Annotated in this window: 27 protein-coding genes; 11 read left to right on the top strand and 16 right to left on the bottom strand. The window is 67.8% G+C overall.

Going from position 1 to position 26,925, the window contains the following annotated elements; all coding sequences use genetic code 11:
• Window positions 1-15: 15 nt before the first annotated feature.
• Window positions 16-336, top strand: coding sequence for a cupin domain-containing protein (locus tag NAM01S_RS02720; RefSeq protein WP_067778655.1), 321 nt, complete (start codon window positions 16-18; stop codon window positions 334-336).
• A 94-nt stretch (window positions 337-430) separates the two neighbouring features.
• Here the strand turns inward: NAM01S_RS02720 and NAM01S_RS02715 are convergent, their stop codons facing one another.
• From NAM01S_RS02715 to NAM01S_RS02685, 7 genes are all read right to left on the bottom strand, one after another.
• Window positions 431-1,462, bottom strand: coding sequence for a zinc-binding dehydrogenase (locus tag NAM01S_RS02715; protein WP_067778652.1), 1,032 nt, complete (start codon window positions 1,460-1,462; stop codon window positions 431-433).
• Window positions 1,462-2,673, bottom strand: coding sequence for an LLM class flavin-dependent oxidoreductase (locus NAM01S_RS02710; RefSeq protein WP_067778650.1), 1,212 nt, complete (start codon window positions 2,671-2,673; stop codon window positions 1,462-1,464). The genes NAM01S_RS02715 and NAM01S_RS02710 overlap by 1 nt, the downstream gene beginning before the upstream one ends.
• A gap of 31 nt (window positions 2,674-2,704) precedes the next feature.
• Window positions 2,705-3,589 (bottom strand): VOC family protein, encoded by an 885-nt coding sequence (locus NAM01S_RS02705; protein ID WP_067778648.1) that lies wholly within the window; start codon window positions 3,587-3,589, stop codon window positions 2,705-2,707.
• Window positions 3,590-3,602: 13 nt separating this feature from the next.
• Window positions 3,603-4,607, bottom strand: a complete 1,005-nt coding sequence (locus tag NAM01S_RS02700; RefSeq protein ID WP_067778646.1) for a ferredoxin--NADP reductase — start codon at window positions 4,605-4,607, stop codon at window positions 3,603-3,605.
• The gene (locus NAM01S_RS02695) at window positions 4,604-4,828 is read right to left on the bottom strand and encodes a hypothetical protein (protein ID WP_067778643.1); all 225 of its coding nucleotides are present in this window, start codon (window positions 4,826-4,828) and stop codon (window positions 4,604-4,606) included. Before NAM01S_RS02695 ends, NAM01S_RS02700 begins: the two co-directional genes overlap by 4 nt.
• A 10-nt stretch (window positions 4,829-4,838) precedes the next feature.
• Window positions 4,839-5,990: a 3-ketosteroid-9-alpha-monooxygenase, oxygenase component gene (locus NAM01S_RS02690; RefSeq protein ID WP_067778640.1), complete on the bottom strand. Its 1,152-nt coding sequence runs from the start codon at window positions 5,988-5,990 to the stop codon at window positions 4,839-4,841.
• A gap of 114 nt (window positions 5,991-6,104) precedes the next feature.
• Window positions 6,105-6,581: a flavin reductase family protein gene (locus NAM01S_RS02685; protein WP_067778638.1), complete on the bottom strand. Its 477-nt coding sequence runs from the start codon at window positions 6,579-6,581 to the stop codon at window positions 6,105-6,107.
• 241 nt (window positions 6,582-6,822) lie between these two features.
• On the opposite strand from NAM01S_RS02685, the gene NAM01S_RS02680 reads away from it, so the two are divergent.
• Both NAM01S_RS02680 and NAM01S_RS34695 read left to right on the top strand, forming a co-directional pair.
• The gene (locus tag NAM01S_RS02680; protein WP_067778636.1) at window positions 6,823-7,662 is read left to right on the top strand and encodes an IclR family transcriptional regulator; all 840 of its coding nucleotides are present in this window, start codon (window positions 6,823-6,825) and stop codon (window positions 7,660-7,662) included.
• A gap of 163 nt (window positions 7,663-7,825) precedes the next feature.
• Window positions 7,826-7,978 carry a hypothetical protein gene (locus NAM01S_RS34695; RefSeq protein ID WP_157107567.1) on the top strand — a complete coding sequence of 51 codons (153 nt, stop codon included), beginning with the start codon at window positions 7,826-7,828 and terminating at the stop codon, window positions 7,976-7,978.
• On the opposite strand, the gene NAM01S_RS02675 is transcribed toward NAM01S_RS34695, so the two are convergent.
• The 5 genes from NAM01S_RS02675 to hemC all read right to left on the bottom strand — a co-directional run bounded on the left by NAM01S_RS02675 (window position 7,961) and on the right by hemC (window position 13,346).
• A complete protein-coding gene (locus NAM01S_RS02675; protein ID WP_067778633.1) occupies window positions 7,961-8,566 on the bottom strand; it encodes a bactofilin family protein in 606 nt (201 codons plus the stop codon). The genes NAM01S_RS34695 and NAM01S_RS02675 overlap by 18 nt on opposite strands.
• Before the next feature lie 375 nt (window positions 8,567-8,941).
• Window positions 8,942-9,751 (bottom strand): endonuclease/exonuclease/phosphatase family protein, encoded by an 810-nt coding sequence (locus tag NAM01S_RS02665; RefSeq protein WP_067778627.1) that lies wholly within the window; start codon window positions 9,749-9,751, stop codon window positions 8,942-8,944.
• A gap of 243 nt (window positions 9,752-9,994) precedes the next feature.
• A complete protein-coding gene (locus tag NAM01S_RS02660; RefSeq protein WP_157107566.1) occupies window positions 9,995-10,945 on the bottom strand; it encodes a hypothetical protein in 951 nt (316 codons plus the stop codon).
• Window positions 10,946-10,982: 37 nt separating this feature from the next.
• Entirely contained in the window at window positions 10,983-12,155 is a 1,173-nt protein-coding gene (locus NAM01S_RS02655) for a hypothetical protein (protein WP_067778622.1), read from the bottom strand.
• Window positions 12,156-12,416: 261 nt separating this feature from the next.
• The gene (gene hemC / locus NAM01S_RS02650; RefSeq protein WP_067778619.1) at window positions 12,417-13,346 is read right to left on the bottom strand and encodes a hydroxymethylbilane synthase; all 930 of its coding nucleotides are present in this window, start codon (window positions 13,344-13,346) and stop codon (window positions 12,417-12,419) included.
• 56 nt (window positions 13,347-13,402) lie between these two features.
• On the opposite strand from hemC, the gene NAM01S_RS02645 reads away from it, so the two are divergent.
• Window positions 13,403-13,900 (top strand): hypothetical protein, encoded by a 498-nt coding sequence (locus NAM01S_RS02645; RefSeq protein ID WP_157107565.1) that lies wholly within the window; start codon window positions 13,403-13,405, stop codon window positions 13,898-13,900.
• Window positions 13,901-13,940: 40 nt separating this feature from the next.
• Here the strand turns inward: NAM01S_RS02645 and NAM01S_RS02640 are convergent, their stop codons facing one another.
• Window positions 13,941-15,575 carry an MFS transporter gene (locus tag NAM01S_RS02640; protein WP_067778614.1) on the bottom strand — a complete coding sequence of 545 codons (1,635 nt, stop codon included), beginning with the start codon at window positions 15,573-15,575 and terminating at the stop codon, window positions 13,941-13,943.
• A gap of 128 nt (window positions 15,576-15,703) precedes the next feature.
• On the opposite strand from NAM01S_RS02640, the gene NAM01S_RS02635 reads away from it, so the two are divergent.
• From NAM01S_RS02635 to NAM01S_RS36050, 6 genes are all read left to right on the top strand, one after another.
• Window positions 15,704-16,339, top strand: coding sequence for a PadR family transcriptional regulator (locus NAM01S_RS02635; RefSeq protein ID WP_245909813.1), 636 nt, complete (start codon window positions 15,704-15,706; stop codon window positions 16,337-16,339).
• Window positions 16,340-16,413: 74 nt separating this feature from the next.
• A complete protein-coding gene (locus NAM01S_RS02630) occupies window positions 16,414-17,667 on the top strand; it encodes a bifunctional 3,4-dihydroxy-2-butanone-4-phosphate synthase/GTP cyclohydrolase II (RefSeq protein WP_067779002.1) in 1,254 nt (417 codons plus the stop codon).
• A gap of 237 nt (window positions 17,668-17,904) precedes the next feature.
• On the top strand, window positions 17,905-18,768 hold the full coding sequence (locus NAM01S_RS02625; RefSeq protein ID WP_067778610.1) for an expansin EXLX1 family cellulose-binding protein: 864 nt from the start codon (window positions 17,905-17,907) through the stop codon (window positions 18,766-18,768).
• Window positions 18,769-19,292: 524 nt separating this feature from the next.
• Window positions 19,293-19,886, top strand: a complete 594-nt coding sequence (locus NAM01S_RS02620) for a cutinase family protein (RefSeq protein ID WP_255284285.1) — start codon at window positions 19,293-19,295, stop codon at window positions 19,884-19,886.
• Window positions 19,887-20,066: 180 nt separating this feature from the next.
• Window positions 20,067-20,495, top strand: a complete 429-nt coding sequence (locus tag NAM01S_RS36055; protein WP_218018323.1) for a sigma factor — start codon at window positions 20,067-20,069, stop codon at window positions 20,493-20,495.
• A gap of 125 nt (window positions 20,496-20,620) precedes the next feature.
• The gene (locus tag NAM01S_RS36050) at window positions 20,621-20,965 is read left to right on the top strand and encodes a hypothetical protein (protein WP_218018322.1); all 345 of its coding nucleotides are present in this window, start codon (window positions 20,621-20,623) and stop codon (window positions 20,963-20,965) included.
• 6 nt (window positions 20,966-20,971) lie between these two features.
• Here NAM01S_RS36050 and NAM01S_RS02610 read toward each other — a convergent pair whose 3' ends face one another.
• From NAM01S_RS02610 to NAM01S_RS02600, 3 genes are all read right to left on the bottom strand, one after another.
• On the bottom strand, window positions 20,972-22,993 hold the full coding sequence (locus tag NAM01S_RS02610) for an SDR family oxidoreductase (RefSeq protein ID WP_067778607.1): 2,022 nt from the start codon (window positions 22,991-22,993) through the stop codon (window positions 20,972-20,974).
• A 619-nt stretch (window positions 22,994-23,612) separates the two neighbouring features.
• On the bottom strand, window positions 23,613-24,275 hold the full coding sequence (locus tag NAM01S_RS02605; RefSeq protein ID WP_067778604.1) for a biliverdin-producing heme oxygenase: 663 nt from the start codon (window positions 24,273-24,275) through the stop codon (window positions 23,613-23,615).
• Window positions 24,276-24,381: 106 nt separating this feature from the next.
• Window positions 24,382-25,806 (bottom strand): threonine/serine exporter family protein, encoded by a 1,425-nt coding sequence (locus NAM01S_RS02600; RefSeq protein WP_253798187.1) that lies wholly within the window; start codon window positions 25,804-25,806, stop codon window positions 24,382-24,384.
• Between the two features lie 217 nt (window positions 25,807-26,023).
• Here NAM01S_RS02600 and NAM01S_RS02595 point away from each other — a divergent pair, with 217 nt between their 5' ends.
• Window positions 26,024-26,896, top strand: coding sequence for an LLM class F420-dependent oxidoreductase (locus NAM01S_RS02595; RefSeq protein WP_301317573.1), 873 nt, complete (start codon window positions 26,024-26,026; stop codon window positions 26,894-26,896).
• The last annotated feature ends 29 nt before the right edge of the window (window positions 26,897-26,925 follow it).

Here is a 26,925-nt window from a genome sequence, read left to right as displayed (position 1 = left end):
CGTGAGGATGAAGCCATGAGCAAGATCTCCATCACCGATGTCGTCGACGACCTGACCGGACCGTGGCAACCGAGGGACCTGGCAACGGCCAACGACGCCGTGGTGCGCATCGCCCGCTTCCACGGCGCGTTCCCCTGGCACCACCACGACGAGGACGAGCTGTTCCTGTGCTGGAGCGGAACCTTCCGCATCGAATTGCAAGACGGCGAGTCGGTGACGCTCCACCCCGGCGAAATCTTCGTCGTTCCCCGCGGAGTCGAGCATCGGCCGGTCGCCGAGGAACCGGCTCACGGGATCATGATCGAACGACCCGAAACCAAGCAGTACGGCAACTGACTACGAGAAACGGCTGATCCAAGCCGGCGGAACCGCTGCGCCATGCGTGCGTCGGGCCCGGGCAGAGGTGGGTGGGCCCGACGCACGGCCCCTCTCACAAATCCGGGCGGACCAGGATCTGAATGTGCTCGTCCGGATTGCGGAGGGCGTCGATGGCGTTCGCCACGCCGTCCAGCCCCACCTGGTCGGTGATGAGCGACGCCGCGTCGAGGGTGCCGTCGGCGATGCGGGTGAGGGTCTTCGCGTACTCCTCGTGCGGATAGACCATGCACATCTGCAACGAGATGTCCTTGTAGATGCCGACGATAGGGCGGATCACGTCGTCGGTCATCACCGCACCGATCTGCAGGATGGTGGTCTGGCGCGGCGCCTTGTACATCAGGTCGTTGATCAGGCCGGGCACTGCGGCGCACACCCAGATGTGCAGGAGCTGACCGGGTGCGGCGGCTGCACGCCACACGTCGATCGGGTCGGCCACCGCGGGATCGACGACGCGGTGCGCGCCGAGGCGTAAGGCGGTGTCGCGCCGCAGTTTCGACGGATCGGAGGCGACGATGGGCGCGACACCCCGTTCGGCCAGCGCGGCGACCGCGCCCAAACCGACAGGGCCGCAACCGATCACGATGCCGGATCCAGACGCTCCGATCCCGGTGCGCGCCACGTTGCCGAAGCCGACCGCGAGCGGCTCGGTCAGCGCGGCGACGTGCGGCGGGACATGCGAGGGGATCGGTTCGAGCGCCATGGCCTGCAAGACCATCCGCTCCCCGTAACCGCCGGGGAACTCGTTGGAGAATCCGACGCCGTGGATCTGCCCCGCGTGGTCGACCGCCCACGGCAGGGCGACCACGAGCTGTCCGGGTTCGTGCGGGGTGTCCGGCCCGGCCGAGACCACCCGGGCCGCGATCTCGTGGCCGAGCACCACGTCACGGCCCGGGTCGAACTCGAAGGTCGGTACCCCGCTGTCGCGCGAGGCCTGGAGGAACTCGTCGGTGAAATCCAGTGCCTGCTTGTCGGATCCACAGATCCCGCAGGCCACCGTCTCCACCAGCACCTGGCCGGGTCCGGGCACCGGATCGGCGACCTCGTCGACGACCAGACGGCGATCCCGCATCACCACCGCGCGCATCAGCGGCTCTCCTCATCGGTGCCGAGCGCGGCGGCCAGCGTCTTCCCGTGTTTGTCGAAGGCGCTCTGGATGCCCGCCTGCAGACCGCCGATCATGCGCTCGCTGTTGGCGTTCGCCCACTCGAGGGAGGCGACCCGGTTGCGATTCGCCTGGGTGAAATGCGGAATCACGTGCTCGGCGAACAGTCGCGCCGAACGCTGAGTCGCCTCCCAGTCCGCCACGTTGAGCCCGAGCAGCAAGAAGGTCCCGAAGCCGCCGGACTGTTCGGTCAGCTTCTCGATGGTGGCGATCGCGTCGTCCGGTGTGCCGATGGTGGCGCGGCCGAAGGCAGGGAAGCCCTCACCGACCCACTGCCGCACGGCATCTCGCGGCGACTGCCCCCACGGCGCGGTCCGGCCACTGAGCTTCTCGATGTAGTCGACCAGGTGCTCGACGCCCCACTCGGCGTCCCGCATCGCCTGCTCCCGCGTCTCGGCGAGGTGCATCGGCGCGACCAGCCGCCACCGCGACCGGTCCACCGCGTGCCCGTGCTCGAGCAGGGTCTTCTCGTAGACCTTCCAGTTCGGCACCAGCGCCTCGTAGCCGCTGGGATCCGAGGCGGCCAGCGAAAGCAGCCCGGCGCCGTGCCGACCGGCCAGCACCGCACCCGAGGGCGAAATGGTCGACGCCACAGCCATTTCCATGCCGCCGGACTGGTAGGGGAGCAGCTGCAGCCGCGCCTCGCCGAGCCGATACCAGTCGGTTTCGGCGGTCACCGTCTCCCCGCGCAGCAGCCGCACGAGCACGGCCATGGACTCGTGCATCATGTCGCGCTGCCGCACCGGGTCGATCCCCAGCATGGCCGCGTCGGTGGCCAGCTGGCCGGGGCCGACGCCCATCATGGTGCGGCCCATGGTGAGGTGGTCGAGCAGGCAGAGCCGGTCGGCGAGCATCAACGGCTGGTGATAGGGCAGCGAGTTCACACCGGTGCCGAGCCGGATCCGGCTGGTGCGCTGCGCCGCGGCGGCGAGGAACATCTCGGGCGCCGCGATGATCTCCAGCCCGGCCGAATGATGTTCGCCGACCCAGGCTTCCGCGTAACCGAGCCGGTCGGCCAGCTCCACCAACTCCAGGTCGCGCTGGAGTTGTAGCGTGGGGTTGCCGGTGAGCGGATGGTACGGGGCGAGGAAGAAACCGAACCTGGTGGGTCCGGTCGATGCGGTGTCGCTCAATTCAGTTGTCCTGACTTCGGGTTCGCGCGAGTCAGCGCGACCAGTCGTGGCCCCAGTAGCTGTCCGCGGTGATCTCCTCCGCGGTGTAGGTGGATTCGTCCACCAGCAGCCCCTCGGTGCCGAATTCCAGATCCCAGCCGCCCGGGGTGCGGACGTAGAAGGAGATCATCTTGTCGTTGGTGTGCCTGCCGAGGGTGGAGGACAGGTGGTAGCCGGCCTTGCCGACCCGGTCCAGCGCGCGGCCCACGTCGTCGAGTGCGTCGACCTCGACCATGATGTGCACCAGGCCGGAGCTCTCCTTCCCGCCGGACGGGATCAGCGCCAGGCTGTGGTGGCGCTGGTTGACGCCGAGGAACCGCACCCGCATCGGGCCGTACTCCGGCGGGGTCGGCAGCCGGAACGCACCGCGCGGCAGGAAGCCGAGCACGTCGGTGTAGAAGCGGAACGCGACGTCCAGGTCCGGCACCGGAAGCACGACGTGTCCGAGGCCGAGTCCTTCTGTGACGAAACGGTTTCCGTGCTGGGACACCACCGGGCTGTGGTCGAGCACCGGACCGTGGAACACCTCGACGGGCGTGCCCGCCGGATCGGTGAACGCGATCGCCTCCTCGACGCGGCGCGCGTCGGCCTCCTCGACCGAGAGCGTGGTCACCTCGATCCCCGCCGCCCGCACCGCGTCGCGCGCGGCGGCCAGCGCCCGATGATCGCGGACCTCCCAGCCGACGGCGAGCACCTTGTCGGTGTCGGCCGGAACCAGCACCAAGCGGGCGCCGCGCTCGTCCATCCGCAGGTAGATCGCGTCCGGATCCGGGCCGCTGCCCTCGGCGAAGCCCATCACGTCGAAGGCGAAGGTGCGCCAGGCGTGCGGATCGCTGACGGCGACCTGCACATAACCGAGCGAGCTGATGACAGCCATGGGGTGGTTCTCCTCAGTCATAGGTGATCCGGACCGTGTCGGTGACCGGAATCGCCTGGCAGGCGAGCACATAGCCGTCGGCCAGGTCTTCTTTCTCCAAAACGTCGTTGCGCAGCATCTTCACCTCGCCGTCGCGCAGGCGGCACACGCACGCGCTGCACGCGCCTTCCCGGCACGAGTACGGCGCCTCGACGCCGCGGGCGAGCAGCACATCCAGCAGCACGGTCTCGCGCGGCCAGCCGAATTCGTGTGTCTCGCCGTCGATCTCGACGGTGACGGCGGCGGCGTCCTCGGCCGAGTCGTCCGCGGTGGGCACCGGGGCGAACGGGTCGCCGGTGATCGAGACGAATCGCTCCGAGTGCACGCGGTCGACGCCGAGCTCGGTCGCCGCCCACTCGACGGCGTCCATGAAAGGCTCCGGGCCGCAGACGAACACGGCGTGGTCGGCCCACGGTTCGATCAACGTCCGCAGCTGAGCAGCGGTGGGCAGGCCCTGCACGGTCTCCAGCCAGTGCACCACCGTCAGCCGTTCGGGGTGCGCGCGCGCAAGCTCGGCCAGCTCGGCGGCGAAGATCACCGAGCGCTCGTCCCTGTTGGCGTAGACGAGGGTGCAGCGGCCACTGCCCTGTGCCAGCGCGGATTTCGCGATGGAGAGCACCGGCGTGATGCCGCTGCCCGCCGCGAGCAACAGCAGGTCGTCGTCGAGCGAGGCCGGTGTGAACACGCCCGCCGGGGGCAGGCTTTCGAGCTCCATGCCCTCGGCGGCGTTGTCGCACAACCAGTTCGAGCCGTACCCGCCCTTGGTCCGCTTCACGGTCACTTTCAGCGGCCCGTCCTCGTGCGGTGCGCTGGACAGCGAGTACGAGCGCGCCACCGACCCGGTGCGGTCGCTGGGGATACGCAGCGTGAGGAACTGGCCGGGCCGGTACGTGGGACGTCGGCCCTCGGCGACCAGCTCCAGCGACACCGCGTCGGCGGTCTCGGCGATCACCCGTGCGACGCGCAACCGGATACTCACAGCAGATCCTGCTCTCGGGTGCTGAGCCCGAGCGCGCCCGCGATGACCGCGTTGTCGATGCTGCGGCGCAGTGCGGCGCACCCGGCCACCGGACTGCCGTTGCCGCGCAGCTCGGCGCAGTTGCCCGCCGCCGCGGCGGACCACTGCACGCTGGTGTGCGCCGGACTGAATTTGACTACGGCGACCCGGTTTCCGCAGGCCTGACAGATGACGGCATCCATGGCGCTCCGCTCAGGCACCGCTGCCGGCGCGCTGGGCGGCCAGGTTCTCGGCGACCTCGGCCTCCCACGCGGTGATCGCGCGGGCGGTGTCGACCTCGAATTCGAAACGGTCGGTCATCTTCTCGTCCACCTCCGCGACGTCCCGGTAGAACTGCTCGTACCAGCGGCGCAGCTGGTAGACCGGCCCGTCCTCCTCGCACAGCAGCGGGTTGTCGATGCGGGTCTTGCGCTTCCAGATCGCCACGTCCTGCTCGAAGCCGCGGCCGAGCCCGCCCGCGAACCGCACCGCCATCGCATCGGCCTCCTCCGGCGCGAGACCGGGCAGCTTCTTCACGATCGCGCCGTACTGGAGCACGAACTTGGTCGGGGTCACCGGGTAGTGGCAGTTGATCAGCACCGCCTCCACCCGCTGGCCGTTGGACTCGTTGATCAGGTTGTCGATCATGTAGGAGGGGCCGTAGTAGTGCGCCTCGGAGTGCAGCACGTTCTTGCCGCCCGCCTCCTTGGCCAGTTCGCCCTGCATGTCCTCGCGGCCGATGGAGGTCATGTACTGGCTGGCGATGTGGCCCTCGAAGACGTTCTTGAAGTAGGTCGGGAAGGCGAAGTGCACGTAGAAGAAGTGCGCCATGTCGACGACGTTGTCGATGACCTCTCGGCAGTTCGCGCCGTCGATGACGATCTGGTTCCAGGTCCAGTCGCTCCACTCGTCGCTGAACGCGCCCTCGATGCGCGGGATGGTGATGTCTTCCGGCGGCGGGTTGCCCTCGGGGTCGTGCCAGACGAACAGCTGCCGGTTCTGTTCGAGGGTGGTCCACGCCTTGGTGCGGGCCAGCGGCGGCACCCGGCGCGCGTAGGGGATCGCGGCGCAGCGGCCGTTACCCTTCCAACGCCAGTCGTGGAACGGGCAGGCGATGGTGTCACCCTTGATGGTGCCGTCGCCGAGGTTGCCGCCCATGTGCCTGCAGTAGGCGTCGAGCACGTTGAGCTTGCCGTCGGCGCCCGCGAAGACCACCAGTTCGGTGCCGAACGCGGTGATGGTGTGCGGCTTGCCGTCGCGGAAGCTGTCGGCGAGGCCGAGGCAGTGCCAGCCGCGCGCGTAGCGGGTGGGCGGGGCGCCGGTGTCGATCACGCGCACCTGATCGTCGGTGTTCGCCGTGCTCATGATGTCGGGTCCTCCAGAGGTATTTCGCTCAGGCCTATGTCGTTCCGGGCTATTTCGATGCTGTGACGGCGCTCGCGGCGCCGGTAGGCGTGGTCCCACTGATCGGGAGGACGCTCACACCACCGCGAGCCGTTCGTAGCCGGACCGGTAGAACAGCAGCGGCGCCGCCTCGCGCTGCTCGCTCAGCTCGGTGACGTGCGCGACGACGATGGTGTGGTCGCCGCCGTCGACCTCGCGGTCGAGGGTGCAGTCGATCCAGGCGATCGAGCCCTCCAGCAGTGGCGAGCCGTTGGGGGAGCGGCGCCAGCGCAGATCGGCGAACTTGTCCTGGCCGCTGCGGCCCAGCTGCCTGCACACGTCTTCCTGGTCGTGGGCCAGGATGTTGACGCAGAACCGGCCGACCTCGCGGATGCGCGGCCACGTGGTGGACGTGCGGGCCGGGAACAGGGCGACCGCGGGCGGATCCAGCGACAGCGAGGAAAAGGACTGGCAGGCGAAGCCGAGCGGCTGATCGTCGGCGAGCGCCGTGATCGCGGTGATGCCGGTGCAGAACCGGCCCAGGACGGCCTTGAAGTCGAGATCGACGGCCATGGTGCTCCTAGTTTCGACTAGAAATATTCCGTTTCGTCATGACCGTAGGCGGTGGGGTGCCCGGAGTGTCAAGCACGGGTTCCGGCTACCGAGAAGATCCGTACCGATCTCCGTAGTTTCCGGGATTCAGGGTCGACGCCGGCGCGGCACTGTGATGGGAGACACATGCGCTTGTGCCTAAAATGCACATGCCTAATCGAAATACTTCTAAGCTTGATGCGCTACACAATGGAGGTGAGCCATGACGGTCGAGATGCTGACCCATCCCGAGTCCGGCGAGTGGACGGGTACGGGTCGTGCGACCGCCAAGCCGGCCCAGCCGCCGGTGTCGATGATCGAACGAATGACGCTGATCCTAGATGCGTTCGACGGCGCGACACCGACTTTGACGCTGCTCGGCCTCGCCGAACGCACCGGGCTGCCCCGCTCCACCGTGCACCGCATCCTGGATCAGATGATCCGCCTGCGCTGGCTCGCGCACGCCCCTGGCGGCTACCGGCTCGGCATGCGCACCCTGGAACTCGGCGGACTCGCCGCCGACCACAACGAGATTCGCGATGTGGTGAGCCCGCTGCTGCACGACCTGTGTCAGCGCACCGGGATGGTCGGACACCTCGGCGTGCTCGACGGGCGCGAGGTGCTGTATCTCGACAAGGCGGGTGGACGCTTGGCCGCGACCATCCCGACCAGGCTCGGCGGCCGCATGCCCGCGCACAGCACGGCGCTGGGCAAGGCGCTGCTCGCGACGCTGGAACCCAGCATCGTCGAAGCGTCGTTCCGTGACCGGATGCCCCAGCTCACCGCCCGAACCGTGTGCGACAGAGGCGAATTGCACCGGGAACTGAACCGGATCCGGCACCGTCAGGGTGTCGCCGTGGACAACGAGGAGTCGGTCAACGGCATCGCGTGCGTGGCCGTGCCGGTGCGCGGACGCGGCGCCGCGGTGGCCGCGCTGTCGCTGTCCGGACAGGTCAGCGGTGAGCGACCCGCGCTCGACACCGCCCGACTGGCACGCGTTCTCATCGAGGTCGCCCACGAGGCGGGTCGGGCGCTGTTCCCGCGCCACGCCCGCTGGCGCTGAGCCGTGCGGCATCGCGCGACCCGATCCCGGCGGCGCCGCGACACTTGGGTCCGGCGCGGCGTCACGCACGTCATCGAGCCGGTCTACAGCTCGGTAGCGGTCCGCCGCTTGCCCCCGCGTACAGGCACGCCCCGTTCGAGCGGACGGCACCGACCGCTAGAGCGTGAGCGAGAACGCGCCCGGCGCAACGAGACTCGATGGAGGCACTCGTGGTGAGCTCCGACTGCACGACGTCGACGCGGCGGTCGCGTTGGACCAGCTGGTTGCCGAGACCGTCGAGGGCATCACCGAGCACGAGTCACATATCGCGAAATAGCGAGAGCCCCCATGCGGAGTTTCGTTCGTTCGGCTCTTCCTGAGTCAAGCCGAGCAACATGCCGAGACCCTGGAAGGCACGTTCGCCGACCACCTGGCGGAGCGTTTCTGGATCGCCGGTGAAGCTTCCCGCGTGGAAGTTCGAGAACGTGCCTCCGACCTCGTACTCCTCGTTCTGGCACTCCCAGCAGTGATTCCCGATCAGGCCGACCTTGGCTTTCGTCGTCCCGCACACCCCGGAGATCCCCGCTTCGTAGAAGCCGTAGACGACGCCTCGCATCGTCGCGTTTCCCTGAATCTCGAGATTGCCCTCGAGGTACAGATGCCTGCACTCGAGCGAGCCGGTCACGATGAGACTGCCGGTCTCGTCGGTGGCGACCGAGCCTGTCGCCGAAAGGTTCCCGATTACGATGAGCGCGCCGCTGTCGATGCCGAGGTCTCCATCGATCCTCAAATCGCCGCGGTGCACCTTGGTGTCGTCATCGAGGCAAGCGCGAATATCCTCGTCGAGGATCTTCTCGAGATCCGCCTCCCTCGCCTGTTCCACGCGCCCGGTCGCGCTCAACGATTCGATCGACTCGTCCGCCACTGCTACTCCTCTTACGCGAATATGTCGAGGACACTATCGCTTCCGCGTCCGACACCCGTTCCTCGCCGCGGCCGTCGGATGACCTGCCCGGCAACAGATCCAACGCCGCACCGGCTTTCGACGCCGAACCCGCGCACCTGATCGACCTTGCCCGCCCGCAGGCCGAGGCCGCCGTCGAATGAGCCGATCGCGCAGCGCGGTGGATCGCCGGTCGTCATCGCGTGTCTCCATCGCGCCAACTGGCGCGAGAGCGGTAACGAGCTCATGCCTCGACGACTCGGATCCCCGCCGAACTCCGTGCGGCACACGGGGATTCAATTGGACACGCCGCCCGACGATGCCGCGTTGCCGAGAACGTGTCCACATCCGACGAATTCATGGATCGATGACTGCGATCGGGTTGAATACAGCGTGTAGTCCGAAGTGGTCGGAGATGTGTAAACCGTTGTGAGTGAATCTCATTATCTCGACCTCGGAGGTGATTGGACAGACAAGGTCCGCCGGACGCAGCAGGATGTAGTCCAGTCTCTGATCGGTGCCCGGCCGATCGTCTTCGTCTTCGTAGAAGGTGTTGTTCGTGACGAAGGTCGGACCGCTGGCGATCGGATTTCCGACCAGGGTCCAGGAGTCCCGGAACCCGTCCAAGGTGCGCAGTAGCCGGGTGTAATCGGCGGTGCGTTCCGCGGGAATGTTCAAGTCTCCCATGACGATCGCGGGCAATTCGTGGTCGGAATGAGCTTCGATGAATTCGCGCATGTCCGCGATTTGGGCGTGCAGCGTCGGCTGTCCCGCCCCGGTCGAAATATTCTGCGTGTGTGAATAGAAGATGTCGAGCGCGGTCGGCCACTGCGTGCCGCGGACCCGAATGTGCAAGACTCCCTTGTTCGCCCAGCAGTCGATGCCGTCGCATTCATCGAAGATGAAATCGTTCGACGCGAGGAGTGGGAACCTGCTCAGTAGCAGCAGGCCGCCATCGGAGTTGACGCCGAACTGGTCGGGTCCTTCTCTGAAGTAAGGGTAGATGTCTTTTACGGTCGTGCGAATTTCGTCTCGCTCCGAGTCTTTGAATACCTCGCAAAGTCCTACGATATCAGGGGACAACGCACGGATGCGCGCACAGATCTCGGCAACGGCGCCTCCGCGGTCGGTGCCGAGATACGGCGCCGGCGCGACGAGCAGTGCCATATTTTGTGTCAGGACCGAGATGGGTCCGGCGCGGGCCCCGATCCGGACAGGGCCGCTCGGGCGGCCGAGAATCTGCCGCAGACTCTTCCGGGGGCTCGCGCCTACTCCGAATCGGTGTTCGGCTAGTTCACCGAGCGTGAAACTATCGCCCGCCATCACGCCAGCCTTCCGTGTCGATTTCGATCGAGATCGCCAGGGCGCGAAGCGGTGTGGGGCGGCTGCTGCGTCCTCGCGATGCGCTTGCTACAAGTTCTCTGCCAAGGGGACGCGATAGTGCTTGAAGAACACGTCGTCACCGTCTGGCCAGTCGTTGTCGAGAAGTACTAGATGAACGTGGGTTTCGACGCCGTCGTAGGAGACGCCCTCCCAGATGGTGAGGCCTTCGACCTCTTCACCCTCGCCGCCATCCTTGCGGATGGGCACCCTGCCGAGATAGTGCCCGTTGAGGGCGCTGTAGCAGCGAATGTCATCGGTGTCGTTCGAGGCAAGAAGCACATGGCCGTTCTTTGAGAAGACCGCACCCTGAACGAACAACAGCTTCTCCGGCAGCACTATGTCGGCGTCGGGTACATGCACGAATCGCCGCCCTGCCGAATCGAATCGGTACGCATAGAGCGTGTCGTGAGCAATGCTTGCGGTGATCTGGGCGCTGTAGAGCAAGCCGTTCCAGGGGTTCACCGCACACCAGGCGCTGCGTGTCTGGGGCGGTGGTCCGCCCGACGCGCCGACCAGCGGAGCCGACCACCATCCCGTGAACGGTGGCGTATCGATGACGACGATCTTCACAGGATCGTCCATCGCGCAGTAGATGCGGCCTTTGTAGTAGTCGATAGCACCCAGGTGGTCGCTGCCATTGCCGGACAGCTCGACGTGGTCCACGACTTCATTGGACAGTGCGATCCGGTAGACGCGTTGTCTGCCATTGCTGCTGGACTTGCCCGCGTTACTCGACATGTACCAGAAGCTCTCGTCATGTGTTACGCCCTGACACTCCTCCGTCCAGCCCTTGTTGGCGAACTCTTTCTCGGCGGCCTTCGCCCACTGTTCAGGTTCAGGAGACCTGGTTGCCTTCATGAAGTCTCGCAGTCGGCCCGACGGTGGAAACACGAAAAAGTCTGTGGGAATTCGTACGCCGGCAGGTGACTTCGGCTCGCCGATCCGCGCCAAATGCTGTCGCAAGCTGAGGTCTGTCATCTCGCTCGAGCCTTTCGTAATCGCTGTGTCGGATGTTCTACTGCAGGCTGATGAGCATCGGGACCAGGCCTTCACCCGCATCCAGAGAATCGAGCGCCTTGCCGATGACGGTTCCGAAGGCGCGGCCGGGCTCCGAAGCCTTCATCGCGCACCCCGGGTTCGGGGATGTCGTGAGTAGATCTCCGACGCGGATACTGCCGTAGCGGGCGTCCGCACGGCATACCACCTTGCCCATGACCGAGATGGGCATCCGGCTGTCGTCCTGCGTCTCGCCGCGGTCGAAGACCAGCCCGGGCCGGTACCTATCGGCGCCGGACACGACGCCGACCACTGTCTGGTCGTAGGCGATGGAGCAGGGACGGAGTTTGCCGTCCTGCCCGAGCGACATGACCGTTCCCGGTGTCGCCTCCACGGGGTCGGCGATCTCGAAGTCCTCGGCGGCGTCCGCATTGCCGAGATGGATCTCGCCCTTGGCGCCGTCCAGTCTGATCGTCTGCTTGTTCGTCTTGTCGTGAACAACGAGGTCACCGTCGTTGCCCTGGCAACCGATAGAGACTCTTGCCGTCCTATCGATTTGAACCGCATTGTTGTTGCTGACCGGATCTTTCACCCAGATCATGCCGTCGTGACCATTGAGGACAACTTGGTGCTTGTTCTGATTGTCACGAACGATGAAAGAACCGCCGCCGGCGTCCTTGCCGCCGAGAAAGAGGGCGGTACCTTCGAGTTCGAGAGTCTTGTTTCCACGCGTATTCTTCACCGAGATCTCGCCCTCGGCGCCGTCCAGCTTGATCCGCTCCCTGAAGAGGTCCACGTCGACCGGGGTGTTCGGGTTGGCAGGGCGGTGACCGAGATACAGCGCGCCGGTGCTGGTTTCGAAACGAAACAGGATGTTGCCTTCGCCGTCTCGCGCCACAATACTGCCCGCGTCGTCCAACCGAAGGCGCTCCTTGCCGGTGGCATCTTTCACCCAGATCTGCCCCTCGCCACCGTCGAGCTTGATCCGCTCGTCGTTCGCTGCATCGCGAACGATTAGATCGCCCTCGTTGCCTTTTCCGCCGAGGTAAAGTGCGGCCCGCACGCCATCGAAATGTAACCGCAGATCGCCGCCTGCATTCTTCACCACAATGTCGCTTTGTGTGGCGTCCAGCTTGATTCTTTCCTTGTCGGCGTCGTCGCGAACGACGACTTCCTTTTTGAAATCAGGCATTGCAGCCTCCTGTGTGAGTCCGGTCGAGGCCGAAAATCATGCCTCGGAACAGATCCTTCGCTGGAGACTGCCGCGCGACGCGAGTAGTGCACTACGCGAATCGCGCTCGACATGGCGCGATATCGCTTGCTCTTTCAATTATCGGCCGGTGTCGGGCAGGGCCTCCGCGCGGCGCGAATCAGGGCGGTCGAGTGGCCATGATCCGCTCGATCGATTCCGCGTAGTTGGCGAGAGAGGCGTCGGAGTCCCCGCGGTGCAGGACTAGTGCGGGATGGAATCGATGAGGGCGCGGGCGCCCTGGCGGAGGAGGTCGGCGCCGACGAAGAAGCCGAGGGCCTGGGGGTCCTCCGGCACGCCCCAGTGTTTGGCGTCCAACCAGCGGCTGCCGTCGCTGTCGAAGACCTTGCCGTGCAAGGTGAGTCGGCCCGCGGGGTCGGTGGTGGCGTAACCGGCGATGGGGGAGTTGCAGTGGCCCTGGAGCGCGTGCAGCATGGCCCGTTCGGCGTCGGCGTGCCGGTGCGTCTCGGGATGATCCAGTTCGCCGCCGACGTCGAGCAGCCAGGCGTCGTCGGCACGGCATTCCAGCGCGATGACGCCCGCGCCGACCGGCGGGCACATGGTGTCCAGGTCGAGGATCTCGGTGATGCGGTGCTCCTGGCCGACCCGGTGCAGTCCGGCGACCGCCGCGATGAGCACGTCGACGTGGCCCTCCTCGAGCCGCGCCAGGCGGGTGTTCACGTTGCCGCGCAACGGTTTCACGGTCAGGTGCGGGAAGTGCAGATTCAGTTGCGCCTTGCGGCGCACCGAGCTGGTGCCGACCACGGTGCCCTCCGGCAGGTCCGCCAGCCGCGCCCCGCTCGCGGTGATCACCGCGTCGTGCACGTCCTCGCGGGCCAGAAATCCCGCGAATGCCAACCCCTCCGGCACCGGGATGTCGCCGGGAATGTCCTTGAGACAGTGCACCGCGAGATCGGCTTGGTCCGACTGCAAAGCGAAATCGATCTCCTTGACGAACGCGCCCTTGCCGCCGAGTTTCGACAGATCCCCCATCCACCGGTCGCCCGCGGTGGTCACCTTCACCAGCTCGCTGTCCACCCCCAGCCCGGCCAGCAGCGCCGCCACGTGCTCGGCTTGCGCGAGCGCCATGGGGCTGGATCGGGTAGCGATGCGAATGATGCGCGTCCGCGACATGGCGTGCACACTACTCCGGGGGTGTGCGCCCCGATGGCGAGGGCAAGGAGTAGAGCATGGGGTGGAATGTGGCCGGTCTGCTGGTGGAGGGTGAGATCGGCAAGAACGAGCTCGTCGCACTACCGGGAGCGCCGGATGAGAACGGCGAAACCTGTTCGGGCTACGAGGTTTTCAGCACGAGCTTCCAAGGCGACTACGCCATCGCGGCGGTCGGCGGGTGGACCGTGCTCGCCGATCCGTGGATCAGCGTTCTGGAGGACGAATCCGCAGGCCCGCGACTGGCCGAGGGGCGTCGGCTCCTGACGTTCGTCGGGAACGGCACGACGGACATGTACGGCGTCGGCTGGTATGTGGACGGCGAACTCGTCCGTGACGTCCTCGTCGTCGAAGGAGAGCCGGTCGCCGAGGAGGGCGTGCCGCTTCCGGAAGAGGACGGTCTCGGACTGCACCAAGAGGACGATCTGTTCGCGCTGATGCTCCGACTCACCGGAGTGGATTTCGGCAGCGTCGCCGACGCCGAGTATCGCGTCCTCGAGAACACCCAACCGGATTGATCGCGAGCGGGGGCCGGTGTCCCGGCCCCCGCCCCGCGACTCAGTACGCGGTGCCGCCGGTCGCTGGTGTGCGGCCGTGCCGCATGACCAGCGCGATCAGCAGCGCGAGCGCCGAGGCGCCCGCCGCGACCCAGAACCCCAGTTCGTAGCCCCGGTCGCCGAAGATGCCGGGAATCGGGTTCGATGGCGTCGGCTGACCGGCCACGGTGACCAACGCCCGCATCGGACTGGCGTGGAGGAACGCGGTGACGATCGCCAGCCCGACCGCCACGCCCATGGACTGCATGACACCGAGCATGCCGAGGCTGATGCCCTGCTGTTCCTGCGGGACCGCCTCGACCATGAGGATCGGCATGGCCGCGTAGTAGAAACCGAACCCGATGCCGAACGCGGCGCTGACCCAGAGGAACACCACCCAGGTGTGCGGCAGCACGGCGTAGCAGACGCCCGCGCCGACGAACAGCGCGAGCGCGGCGATCAGCGGAATCCTGGCGCCGATCTTGCGGGCCAGCACGCCGGCCAGCGCGCCGCACAGCATGGCGAGCACGGCTTGCAGCAGCGCGATGCGCACCGCGAATTCCATTAGCGTGTAACCGTTTCCGTAGCTGTAGCCGGGATCGAGCAGCACCTGCACGGCCTCGGGCGGCATCGGATGGCCGGTCTGCTGTTGGATCTGGGCCAGCGTCGCCTGCTGCACGCCCGCGGTGACAGTGGCCTGATCGGGCGTCTGCGTCATGTAGCCGAGCGCATAGGACTGCACGCCGATCAGGAACGAGGCGAAAAGCGCGCCCGCGAGCACCAGCGCGACCCGAGGATGGAACAGCAGGCGCATGTCCATGATCGGCCTGCTCACCCGAGTCTCGATCACCACGAACAGCACGAGCAGCGCGAGACCGGCCACCAGCCAGGCCAGCGTGGTCGGCCTGTCCCAGCCCCAGTCGTGGCCCTTGTCCAGGTAGATCAGGGTCAGGCCGGCGCCCGCGGAGAGCAGCACCGCGCCGACGATGTCGATGCGCTCGGGTACCCGCAGCTTGGACTCCGGCACCACGAAATAGACCAGCGGCAGCATCAGCAGCGTGAACCCGGCCAGGCACCAGAAGATGGCGCGCCAGCTGTAGTTGTCCACCAGGAAGCCGCCGAGCAGCGGACCCGCGATGGCCGAGAGACCGAGTCCGGTGGCGGTGATACCGAGCCCGAGCGGAACGTACTTGCGCGGCAACAGATCCCGGATCAGACCGTAGGCGATCACGGCGGTCGCGATGGCGGTGGCCTGCAGGCCGCGTCCGATCAGGAACAGCGCCCAGTTCGAGGTCACCGCGTCGAGCAGGCAGCCGAGCATGAACAGCACGCCGCACACGAGGAACATCCGCTTCTTGCCCCAGACGTCGCTCATCTTGCCGATCAGCGGCGAGGCGGCGGCGCCGATGAGGCCGAAAACGATGATGGCCCAGTTGATGTTCGCGCCGACACCGGGGAAGGTCGGCGCGATCTTCTGCAGGGCCGCGGCGACGATCGTGTACTGCATCGGGGCGACCTCGGTGAACAGCACGATGACCGCGAGAACGGCGAAGATCCGGCCGCGCGACGCGCCGTCGAGTCGTCCGGTGTCGTCGACGATTTCGGATACGGCGCCCGGACTTTCGGTAGTCGCGGGGTCGCGGGGAATGGTGGACATGAATCGCCCTCCGATGCTCAGGTGATACGTGTTGTGAAACCTGTCACATGGGCGGTGGATCGATGCCGCGCGAATCCCACTCAACGGGATTTCTCACCCGTTATATGCCTAAGCGATATAGTCCTAGCGTGACCGAAGCCAAGCCCGTCCCCGCCGACGCCGGGGTGCCCGACCTGCCCACGACGAGCTGGGCCGTGCTCGGAATGCTCTCGCACGCCGAGGAATTGTCCGGCTACGACCTGAAGAAGTGGGCCGACTGGAGTCTCCAATTCTTCTACTGGAGCCCGTCGTTCAGCCAGATCTACGCCGAACTCAAGCGGCTGGAGAAGCACGGTTACGCCACCTCGCGCACCGTGCTGCAGGACGACGGGGTGCGCGGCAAGCGGATGTACGCCATCACCGAGGCGGGTCGCGAAGCGGCAGCGCACTGGGTCAACCACGCGCCGGTGGAGGCGCCCGTCCTCAAGCACAGCGTGATGCTGCGCGCCTGGCTCGGTCATCTCGCCGAACCGGAGCGGCTGCGCGAGATCCTCACCGAACACATCGACTACGCCGAGCGGATGCGCAAGCTCGCCGAGGTGGACGCCGAGGGCGCCGAGGAGAATCCGGACTGGGCCTACCCGGGCGCGGTGCTGCGCTGGTGTGTGCGCCACTACGAGGCCGAACGCGACTTCGCCAAGGAACTGCTCGCCGACGTCGACAAACTCGCCGAAGGCCGGCGTCCGAAGCGGGCCGCCAAGGGCAAGGGGCGCCGCGCGTCCTGAGCGTGCCCGCTGAGCGGGACTGCCGCTTTCTATATCGATTAGGGATATTTCTACTAGTCATATAGGAGGTGGTCATGCGTACCGAATTCGCAGGACAGCGGACGTTGGATCCGGTCGAGACGGCGATCGCCGCGATCGCCGCGGGCGGGATGGCGGTCGTCGTGGACGACGAGGACCGGGAGAACGAGGGCGATCTCATCCTCGCCGCCGAGCTGGCTACCACGGAGTCCATCGCGTTCCTGGTCCGCCACACCAGCGGCGTGCTGTGCGCACCGATGGCGGGACCCGATCTGGACCGCCTGCTGTTGCCGCCGATGACCGCGGTCAACGAGGACCCGAAGGGCACCGCGTACACCGTGTCGGTCGACGCGGCGCACGGTGTCAGCACCGGAATCTCGGCCGCCGATCGCGCCCACACGCTTCGCCTGCTCGCCGACCCGCGCACCAGGGCCAACGATCTGACCCGGCCCGGCCACGTCTTCCCGCTGCGCGCCCACCCGAGCGGCGTGCTCGGCAGGCCTGGGCACACCGAGGCGGCGGTGGACCTCGCCCGCCTCGCCGGACTGCGACCCGCCGGGGTGATCGCGGAGGTCGTGCGCGACGACGGCGCCATGGCCCGGCTTCCGGAACTGCGCGAGTTCGCCCGCGCGCACGGCCTGCCGATCATCTCGATCGCCGACCTGATCGAGTACCGCCGCCGAGCCGAGCGAAGCGTGACGCGCGTGGTGCAGACTCGGATGCCGACGAAGTACGGCGAGTTCCGGCTCGTCGGCTACCGCGACGAACTCACCGGAACCGAATCGCTCGCCATGGTCTTCGGCGAACCCGGCCGGGACGCGGTGCTGGCGCGCCTGCACTCCGAATGCCTCACCGGCGACGCGCTCGGCTCGCTGCGCTGCGACTGCGGCGACCAGCTGGACGCCGCACTGCGCGCGGTCGCCGCCGAGGGCAGCGGCGTGGTGGTGTACCTGCGCGGGCAGGAGGGGCGCGGCATCGGACTGCTGAACAAGTTGCGCGCCTACGAGCTTCAGGACCGCGGCGCCGACACGGTCGAGGCCAACGTGGCGCTCGGGCTTCCAGTGGACGCGCGCCGCTATGCCGCGGGCGCGGAGGTCCTCGCCGATCTCGGCATCCGCTCCGTGCGCCTGCTGAGCAACAACCCGGCCAAACAGGCCGGGCTCGAGGAGCACGGCATCGCCGTGGTGCGCAGGCTGCCGTTGCAGTCCACCCCGACCGAGCACAACATCCGATACCTGCGCGCGAAGCGGGACCGGATGGATCACCAGTTGTCCGAGATGGACGCCGAACTGGAGCGGGCGAGCTCCTAGCGGAGGTCCGATCGAATCATTTTCGGTGCCGGGCGTCCGTCCAGTCTCGAATGCCGGGTATTTGCTTGGGGATTGCCGACTGGTGAGTCTCGCACGGCGAAGAATTTCCGTTCGGGCCGTGCGGGGCGAATTCTGCTGGTTTCCTAGTGGAGACAGGATCGACAGTCCGCGAGTGGGGAGAGCCGAAAGCCGGGGACGACCGTGCACCGAATACCGATACAGCAAACAAGCTTTCGGATGGGCTGGGTGTGGGCGTCCGTCGGCGCGGTGATCGCGGTGGTCGGCGTCGCGGTGTGGGCGGCGCGGCCCGAGGCGGTCGCGTGCGAGTCATCGGCGGATGGCGGCGTGCAGACCCTCCCGACGTGGTCGCCCGCGACCGGAGGCAGTTCCGGTGTGGCCGCCCGGCATTGGCCGCCGCTGCCGCCGATGCCCGGTGAGGCGCGGTACTACTCGTCCCGCTCGACCGTCGCGTGCTCGTTCGAGGACCTGCCCGCCGACGGACTCTACGCGGGGCTGTCCACAGCCGAGTTCGGACGCGCGGACCTGTGCGGGGGCCACCTCGACGTGCGCGGTCCGCGCGGCGCCGTGCGCGTGCTCGTCGCCGACCGTTGCCCGGGATGCGCTCCGGGACAGCTGGATCTGAGCACGGCCGCCTTCGACCGGATCGCCGACCGCGCCGACGGCGTCGCCCAGATCAGCTATCGGCTGGTGCGCGATCCGGAGCCCGCACCCGAACTCGGCTACGTGGTGAAGCCGGATTCGACGGCGGGCTGGTTCGCCCTGCTGATCACCGGCACCGGCAACCCGATCCGTCAGGTCGCGATGCGCGGTGTGGCAAGCGAGGAGTGGCGCGATCTGACGCGCGGTATGGACAACTACTGGACGCTCGTCGGGGGCGGATCGGGACCGTTCGTCGCGCGGATCACCGACGCCTACGGGCACGAGGCCGAGATCGTCGGCGTGACGCCGGATTCCGGTGAGCAGCGGACCGGCGTGCGGCTGTATACCGCCCAACCGGTCGACCCTGTTCCAGTTGCCCCGCCCGCGGCATCCACGGTGCGTGCCGAGCCGTCGGTCATGCCGTCGCTGTGCGTTCCCTAGTGTGCGAGCCAGCCCGACGCGATCCGATGTCGGCCATCGCGGTCGGCTCACGGTGGCGACCATCGGGACCATGCGAGGTCTCGAGCTGAACGCCGAGTGGCGTCCCTGCCGGGAACCGAGAGTTCGCTCCCGCACCGCGAACATCGAGCCCTTGTGCGGGAATTCCTGGGCACGCACGAAATTCGCGGGGTAACCGTGACGACGCGGGGGTACTCCTCGGGCAGGGCGGATCGAGCGCGCGGACTGTTCACGGGCGCAGTGGTTCTCGTATCGTCGTGTCCGCGAACCGACGGGCTACCCACTCGCACAACGATTGTGCGTTGACTCGGTCTCGCTTGGATCGAGTTGCTTGACGCAACTCACTGCCGTTCTTACCTTCGCGGATATAGCCGAGTGATTGTCACTGACAACCGTCACTCGGTGTTTTCTCACAACGGCGTGAGTGGGTGATCGTCATGGCCAACCGGAAGGTAATTCTGTTCCGAAATCGACCTCTGGCAAGGGTATTCGCAGTACTCCTGCTCGTGGTGGGGGTCGGAGCGACGACAAGTCTCGGCACGCAGGCGTCAGCGAACGCGTGCGCGTCGGTGGACGTGGTCGTCGCCCGAGGTACCGGGGAACCGGGGTGGTTGGGCAGTGTGGTCGGAGATCCGCTGTACCACACTCTGCTGCAGGCACTTCCGGTCGACTCCACCGCGTACCCGGTGAACTACCCGGCGAACCTGCTCGTTCCGTCCTCGGTGAGCGACGGCACGCGGGACATGACCGCTCACATCATGGCGCAGGCGGCGATGTGCCCGGATCAGCGGTTCGTCCTGGTCGGTTACTCGCAGGGCGCGGTCGTCACGCACGGTGTGCTCGGCACCGGCATCGTGACCGCGCTGCCCGGAATCTATACGCTCCCTTACGAATTGGAGTCGAGGATCGCCGCGGTCCTGCTGTTCGGCGATCCGGTCCGCCTGATCGGATGGAACGTGCCGGGGCTGTACGCCTGGCGCACCGCCAACTACTGCACCGGCGGTGACCCGGTGTGCGGCGGCGGTTTCGATCCGGGAGCGCACGGCAACTACGGATGGGCGATGTGGCTCGCCGCGAACTTCGCGGCCGTCCGCGTCTGAACATCGGACCGGGAAATCCGGGAGATGGGGCCGGTGACAACACCGGCCCCATCGCCGTGCGAGGACACCATCGCAAGGGTGACCTGGGGTGAGATGGGTCACCCGGCAGGCGGGCGCGTCACATCGCTACGGCGCGAAGCACTCTCATGCTCGAGACGTGCGGGCGACAAGGGAGATGTGATGGAAGACCGGAGCGGGGGCGCATCGGAGACCGATGCCGCGACCGAGGTGTTCCTGCGACACCGTGAGCTGCTGTTCTCGGTCGTCTACACGATGCTCGGCAGCGTCGCCGACACCGAGGACGTGCTGCGGGAGGCGTGGCTGTCGCTGACGCCGCGCGATACGGCGCTGTCGGCCGGGCGGATCGGGAACCCGCGCGCCTACCTGGTGCGGGTGGCGGTGAATCTGGCGCTGGCCCGGCGCAGCGCAATGGTTCGGCGGCGGGAAACCTCTGTCGGACAGTGGATTCCGGAACTCCGCGTGCGCGAATCGGACCCCGAGCCGGACGCCGCCGGCCGCGTGCCGCGCACCGAGGCCTTCTCGACAGCGCTGCTCGATGTGCTCGAATCGCTGAACCCCGCTGGAGCGCACGGTGTTCGGACTGCATGAGGTATTCGGCTACCCGCACACCGAGATCGTCGGCCGCGGCCCGGCGCCAGTTCGCGCATCGAGCCCGCGGCCACGCCTGGGCTCGGCGTCCCCGCGGGCCCGCCGAGCCCGAGGACCGCCGGGCGGTGACCGAACGGTTCGTCGCGGCGGCGATGGGGGCGATAACGAAGAACTGCTCGCCGTGCTCGTGCCCGACGTCACCCTGTGGACCGACGGCGGCGAGCACGGACCGGCCACTAGCCTGCGCCCGGTGCACGGCGCGGGCGCGGTGGCGCGGCTGTTCGCCGAGGCGGCGCGGCCTGCGGCCCGGCTACCGAGTTCGGTACCGGGCCGTCGGCACCGATCCGTGCGCGGTGCTCTTCGACGGCAACGCCCCGCTGGCCGTCGTCGTGCGGGAGGTGACCGCCGAGGACGCCGTGCGCGGCATGTACTCGGTCACCAATCCGGACAAGCTCACGCACATCCGCTGAGCGGCGCTACCACTGCAGGCCGGGTACCACCCTCGCCACCCTGGCCGCCGGGTTCGGCAGCGCCATCAGCGGCATCAGCACCGGCCCGAGCAGCGTCAGCGGGCTGCGACCGTCCTCCGCCGCGCCGGGGGAGACCTTGGCCGGAGCCGAAACACCCTTCGCCGCACTGGATTCGCCGAACAGACGGAAACCCTGGTGCATGATCGTGCGCTTCACCGAGGGCATCAGCAGGTCGACCGCCTGGGCGAAGGTGCCGACCGGGGTGTCGATCCGGTGCGGCCGGTCCTCCAGCGCGCGCACCACGATGGCCGCGGCACGGTCGGGATCCGGAACCGGCAGCGAGCGGTAGAGGTCGGTCGGCGCGATCATCGGGGTGCGCACCAGCGGCATCCGCACCGAGGTGAAGGTGATGCCCGCGTCCCGGTTCTCGACGGCGGCGATCTCGCTGAAGTTGTCCAGCGCCGACTTGCTCGCCACGTAGGCCGCGAAGCGCGGAACCTTCGTCTGCACCGCGATGGAGGAGATGTTGACGATGTGGCCGAAGCGGCGCGCCCGCATCGACGGCAGCAGGCCGAGGATCAGCCGCACCGCGCCGAAGTAGTTGACCGCCATGGTGCGCTCGAAATCGTGCATCCGGTCGGTCGAGTTCACCACCGAACGGCGGATCGAGCGGCCCGCGTTGTTCACCAGGTAGTCGACGTGGCCGTGGTCGGCGAGCACTGCGCGCACCAGCCCGTCGACGGCCTCGGGATCGGTGATGTCGCACGGGTAGACGTGCGCCGAACCGCCCTCCGCGCGCACCGACTCGGCCGCGGCGGCCAGGTCCGCGCGGCCGCGCGCCACCATGAGCACGGTCGCCCCGCGCGCCGCGACGGCGTGCGCGGTGGCAAGGCCGATGCCGGAGGACGCGCCGGTGATCAACACGATCCGGCCGGAAAGCGGGTCGCCGCTGACGGCGGGCCGGTCCCGGTTCGGATCCAGGTTCGCGCGCCAGTACTGCCACAGCCGCTCGGCGTAGCTCTCGAACGGCGGCACCGACAAGCCGCTGCCGCGCAGCTGCGCCCGCGTCGACTCCGAGACGAACTCCGAGGCGAAGGACACGTGCGGCGCGACCTCCGGCGGAATCCCCAACTGCGCCAACAGGAAATCGCGGATCGCGGGCACGCCCGGCAGGTGCGCGAGACCGGTCAGCGCCAGCCCGCTGCCCGGCACCGGACCGATGCCGGTCGGCGCGCCCGCCGCCGCGGCGAGAGCGCCGTATACCGCGTCGAACGGCTGGGGCTCCGGGTTCACCAGGTGGAAGGTGCGGCCGTCCAAACCGGGCTTGCGCACCAGCTCCACCATCGCGGCCGCGACGTAGTCGACCGGGACGATGTTGGTGGCGCCCAGATCGGGCAGCGGCATCGGCAGCTCGGACGGGAGACCGGCCAGCTTGGCGATGGCGGAGAAGAAGTAGTAGGGACCGTCGATCTTGTCCATCTCACCGGTGCGGGAATCGCCGACAACGATCGCCGGTCGGTACACCCGCCAGCGCACACCGCGCGACTCGCGAACCAGCTGCTCGGCGGCGAATTTGGTGCGGTGGTAGGGGGAGGTGAGGTTCTGTCCGAGGTCGAAATCCTCCTCGAAGAACTTGCCCTTGTGGTCGCCGGCGACCGCCACCGAGGACACGTGGTGCAGCACCGCGCCGAGCTCGCGCGCCAGCGCGATCACCGAGCGGGTGCCCGCCACGTTGGCGGCGTGGGTGACGGCTTCGTCGGCGGTCATGTCGTAGACCGCGCCCAAGTGGACGACGTGATCGGCCCTCGGCGCCTGGTCACGCAGGCCGAGCCGCTCCGCGGTGAGATCGCCGACCAGGGCGAAGACGCGTTCGCCGCCGTGCCAGCCCTCGGCCAATTCCGTGAACTTGGCTAACGATTCGGCGCGGACCAGCACGTGCACGATCGCCTCGGGATCGGCGTCCAGCAGCCCTTGTACGACCCGTCGGCCCAGAAATCCGGTTCCGCCCGTCACGATGTAGGAGACCATCGCGTCCCTCCTGCTGTTCACTCGAAACTTGTTGTCGCACACCATTGATCCAACATGCGGCGGTGAATGCGGGCATCAACGAATCGGCCCCCGGTGACAGCGGTCGGGCCGAAAGTAGGAACACCTTCGTCCTGACTTATAGGAAACCGTAATGGGTTCAGCGTCGGCTGGGCAAGCCGATGGGCGTCCGTCACTGTGTGGGACTGCTCACCATCACCCCAGGTCAAACGGTATGTGTTACAAGCTTTTCCAGTTACCTCGCGTGGTGATCACGATTCGGCAACTTTCCGGCGTACCTGATCAAGTTTCGGTGTCGAGCGCGCCGCCGAGTACGACGCCTGCACCGGCGCCACCCGCCATCGTTCCTCTTGGAGCGAATCGGGCTCGGCGGCAAGCCGTTTCGGATGATCGAGTTCCGCAGCCCGAGCGCACCGTGGCACCTGACCTGTCGCCGGAAGACCCCGCCGCCTGGCTCTGTCGTCCGTGGAGACCTGGTCGATGGTGCGCGATCTGCTGCTGATCGCCAAGCTCATCGGCGCGGTCGCGCGGGGGAGGGCGCCTCGGGGCACCGCACAGCGGTGCCACCCATCAGCGACTTCGAAACACTCCCTGGTGACCGTCAGGACGGGCGGCGCGCCGGGAATTCGGCGGCGAGTTCGGCGAAGATCGCGGAGTTGAAGTCGAAGGCGCGCTGGCATTCCTCGAGCACCCGTCGGCGCTCGAGCTCGTCCAGCGCGAGGTCGTCGAGCAGTGCTCGGTATTCGCGTTTGAAGGCGGCCGGATTCGCGATGCCGTCGAAGACGTAGAAGCGCACGCCGTCGCCGCGGCGCGGCAGATCCCAGAGCTTCTCGGCGGTGCCACGAATCACCTGACCGCCGGACAGGTCGCCGAGGTAGCGCGTGTAGTGGTGCGCGACATAGCCCGCGGGCCAGTCCCGCGCGCATTCCTCGATGCGTTCGGCGTAGGCAGCGGTGGCGGGCAGCGCCCTGAGTTCGGTGCGCCAGTTCGGGCCGAGGAGCGCGGCGAGGTCGCGTTCGAGCTCGGCGGTCCTGGCCAGTTCCGGCTTGATGAACGGACCCGCGACGGTGTCGTCCGCCAGTTCGGGCCAGCGCGCCTCGAGCGCGCGGTAGATGAACCACAGCTGGCCGGTGTAGCGGTGATAGGAGTCGATGCCGAGCGCGCCGCCGAGCATGTCGCTGATGAACGAGGAGTTCTCCGCTTCGGCGTGTTGACGCTCCGTGGCGGACCGGATGCGTGCCGAGAAAGGTACTGCCTCCGACATTCGAACCACCTCGCCATCGTTCAGCAGCCGTTGTTTGGCTACCCTAACCAACCGGACCGACCATACCGGTTCGGCGCCGCCACCGCACCGAAGCGGCGGCACGGTATCAGTGTGCGGGATTCGCGCGCCGCCTGCGCCGGACGATCGGTCGGCGCAGCGAACCGAAGCGGCTGAGGATCGGCGGGCGGCGCAGCGTGCGGTCGCACCATTCGCCCAGTGTCACACCGGCGGCCAGCGCGCAACCGATACCGAAGGCGGCGAGCAGCTGATCGAAGCCGAGCAGCGGTTCGTCGTTGAGCATGGCGTAGAGCCCGCGATACACGCTGAGACCGGGCAGCAGCGGCGTGATGCCCGCGACCGCGACGACGAGCGGCGGCGTGAGCGCGCGTCGCGCCATCAGACCACCGGCCAAACCGATCAGGGTGGCGGCCACCCCGGAGGCGATCACCGGCCCGAACCCGGCCTGCTGCACGAGCAGATAACTGATCGCGCCCGCCGCGCCGCCGAACGCGGCCGCGGCCAACGCGCGTCGCTCGGCGTAACAGGCGAGCGCGAAGGCCATCGCCGCGACCGCGCCCGCCGCGATCTTGACCGGCAGATTCGTGATGTCGCGACCGGAAGTCATCTCGATCGACGGCACGGTCGCGCCCGCCACCTGGCCGAGCCGCAGCGCGAGCGCGATGCCCGCGACGATGCCGCCGGTCATCATCACCACTTCGAGCAGGCGCGCGGTCGCCGTGATCGGCGCGCCGGTGATCGCGTCCTGCACCGAGCCGACCAGCTGCAGACCACTGAGCAGCACCGTGATGCCCGCCGCGATGATCAGCGTGGGATCGACACGGATGTCGAGTGGCTCGGCGAGTGTGGAGAGCACGATCGCCGGGGTCGCCGCGATGAGTCCGCCCGCCATGTGCTGGAAGAAGAACGGCAGCCCGTAGCGGTTGAGCACCCGGTTCGTGCGGTCGATCGCCGCGGTGGTCGCGAAGCTCAGCGCGGCGACGACGACACCCGCGCCGAGCAGCGCCGCGATGGCGGCGGCCAGCAGCGACCAGCCGAACGTCGCGGTCCAGCGGTGATACGGGTGCGGCGCGGAGGTGATGGCGTCGAGCGCCGCGCGGGCGTCCTCGGGCGCCACCACCTGGGTGCGGATACGTCGGGTGAGCCGGTCCACCGCGGCGAGCCTGGTGAAGTCGAGCGCACGGTACTGCACGATGCGCATCGTGCTGGCCGGCGGCAGCAGCGGCCCTCGGTCGGCCCAGATGCGGATGGCGTCGTAGGTGACGTCGACATCGCAGCGGGCCAAGCCGTAGGTGGCCGCGATGAATCGCACCTGGCTGGTGGTGTCCATGACGCCGGTGCCGGAGGCGAGCACGACCTCGCCGACCCGGACGGCGAGATCGAGCACTTCGGCGACCCTGGCGTCGTCGGTGAGGTCGATCGGTTGCAGGGGAGTCGGCGCGGCGACGATGGTGTCGGCGGTGGCCTGCCGGTCGGCCACCAGCAGCCCGACGGCCTGGCTGACGCCGGGCAAATGCGGTCCGCGGCGCGGCCGCAGCCGGTTGCGCCAGCCGAGGTGATCGGCTCGCCGATTCGTGTCGTCTCCTCCCGACAGCGCGTCAAGACTCATGCACGCGAACGTAGTCGTAGCGCGCCGCTCCAGCATCCGCGCCTGTCAGCGCGCCGTCCGTCCCGTGGAATCCATGGTGCGCCGCGCCGAAAGGTGGTAGAACTTGTTCTAATTTCTGGCGATGGGAGTGCGTGCGGTGCGGTACGGGATCGTGTTGTTCACCAGTGACCGGGGCATTACGCCCGCCGACGCCGCGGCGGCGGCCGAACGGGCGGGGTTCGACTCGTTCTATGTGCCCGAGCACACCCATATTCCGGTGGTGCGCGCGGCCGCGCATCCGCGCACCGGCGACGCGAGCCTGCCCGACGACCGCTACCTGCGCACCCTCGATCCGTGGGTTGCCTTGGGGACCGCCGCGGCGGTTACCGAGCGGATCACCCTCTCGACCGCTGTCGCGCTGCCCGCCGAACACCACCCGATCACCCTGGCCAAGGCCATCGCCTCGCTGGATCACCTGTCCGGCGGCCGAGTCAGTCTCGGGGTCGGATTCGGTTGGAACACCGACGAACTCGCCCACCACGGGGTGCCCGCCAACAAGCGGCGCACGGTGCTGCGCGAACACCTGGACGCGATGCGCGCGATCTGGAGCGAGGAGGAGGCCAGCTTCTCCGGTGAGTTCGTGAACTTCGGCCCGAGCTGGTCGTGGCCGAAGCCGACGCAGAAGCGCATCCCGGTGCTGCTCGGCGCGGCGGGCGGGGAGAAGTCGTTCACCTGGCTGGCCAAGAACGCCGACGGATGGATCACCACGCCCACCGAAGAGGGTCTCGGCGAGAAGATCGAACTGCTGCACCGGATCTGGCGGGAACACGGGCGCACCGAGACCCCGCAGATCATCGCGTTGGCCGGGCGGCACGACGCGGCGCAATTGGCGCGGTGGGCCGAACTCGGTGTCACCGAAGCGGTTTTCGGTCTCCCGGACCGCGACGCGGAAGAAGTCCGCGCCTATCTCGAGCGGCTCGCGGGCAAGCTGGGAATGGAGACCGACCGGCGCTAGAGCCGCCACGCGCCGCCGCTCGGGAGTGA

This window comes from Nocardia amikacinitolerans NBRC 108937, assembly GCF_001612615.1.
Taxonomy (GTDB): Bacteria; Actinomycetota; Actinomycetes; order Mycobacteriales; family Mycobacteriaceae; genus Nocardia; species Nocardia amikacinitolerans.
This window is presented reverse-complemented; position numbering and strand designations above follow the sequence as displayed.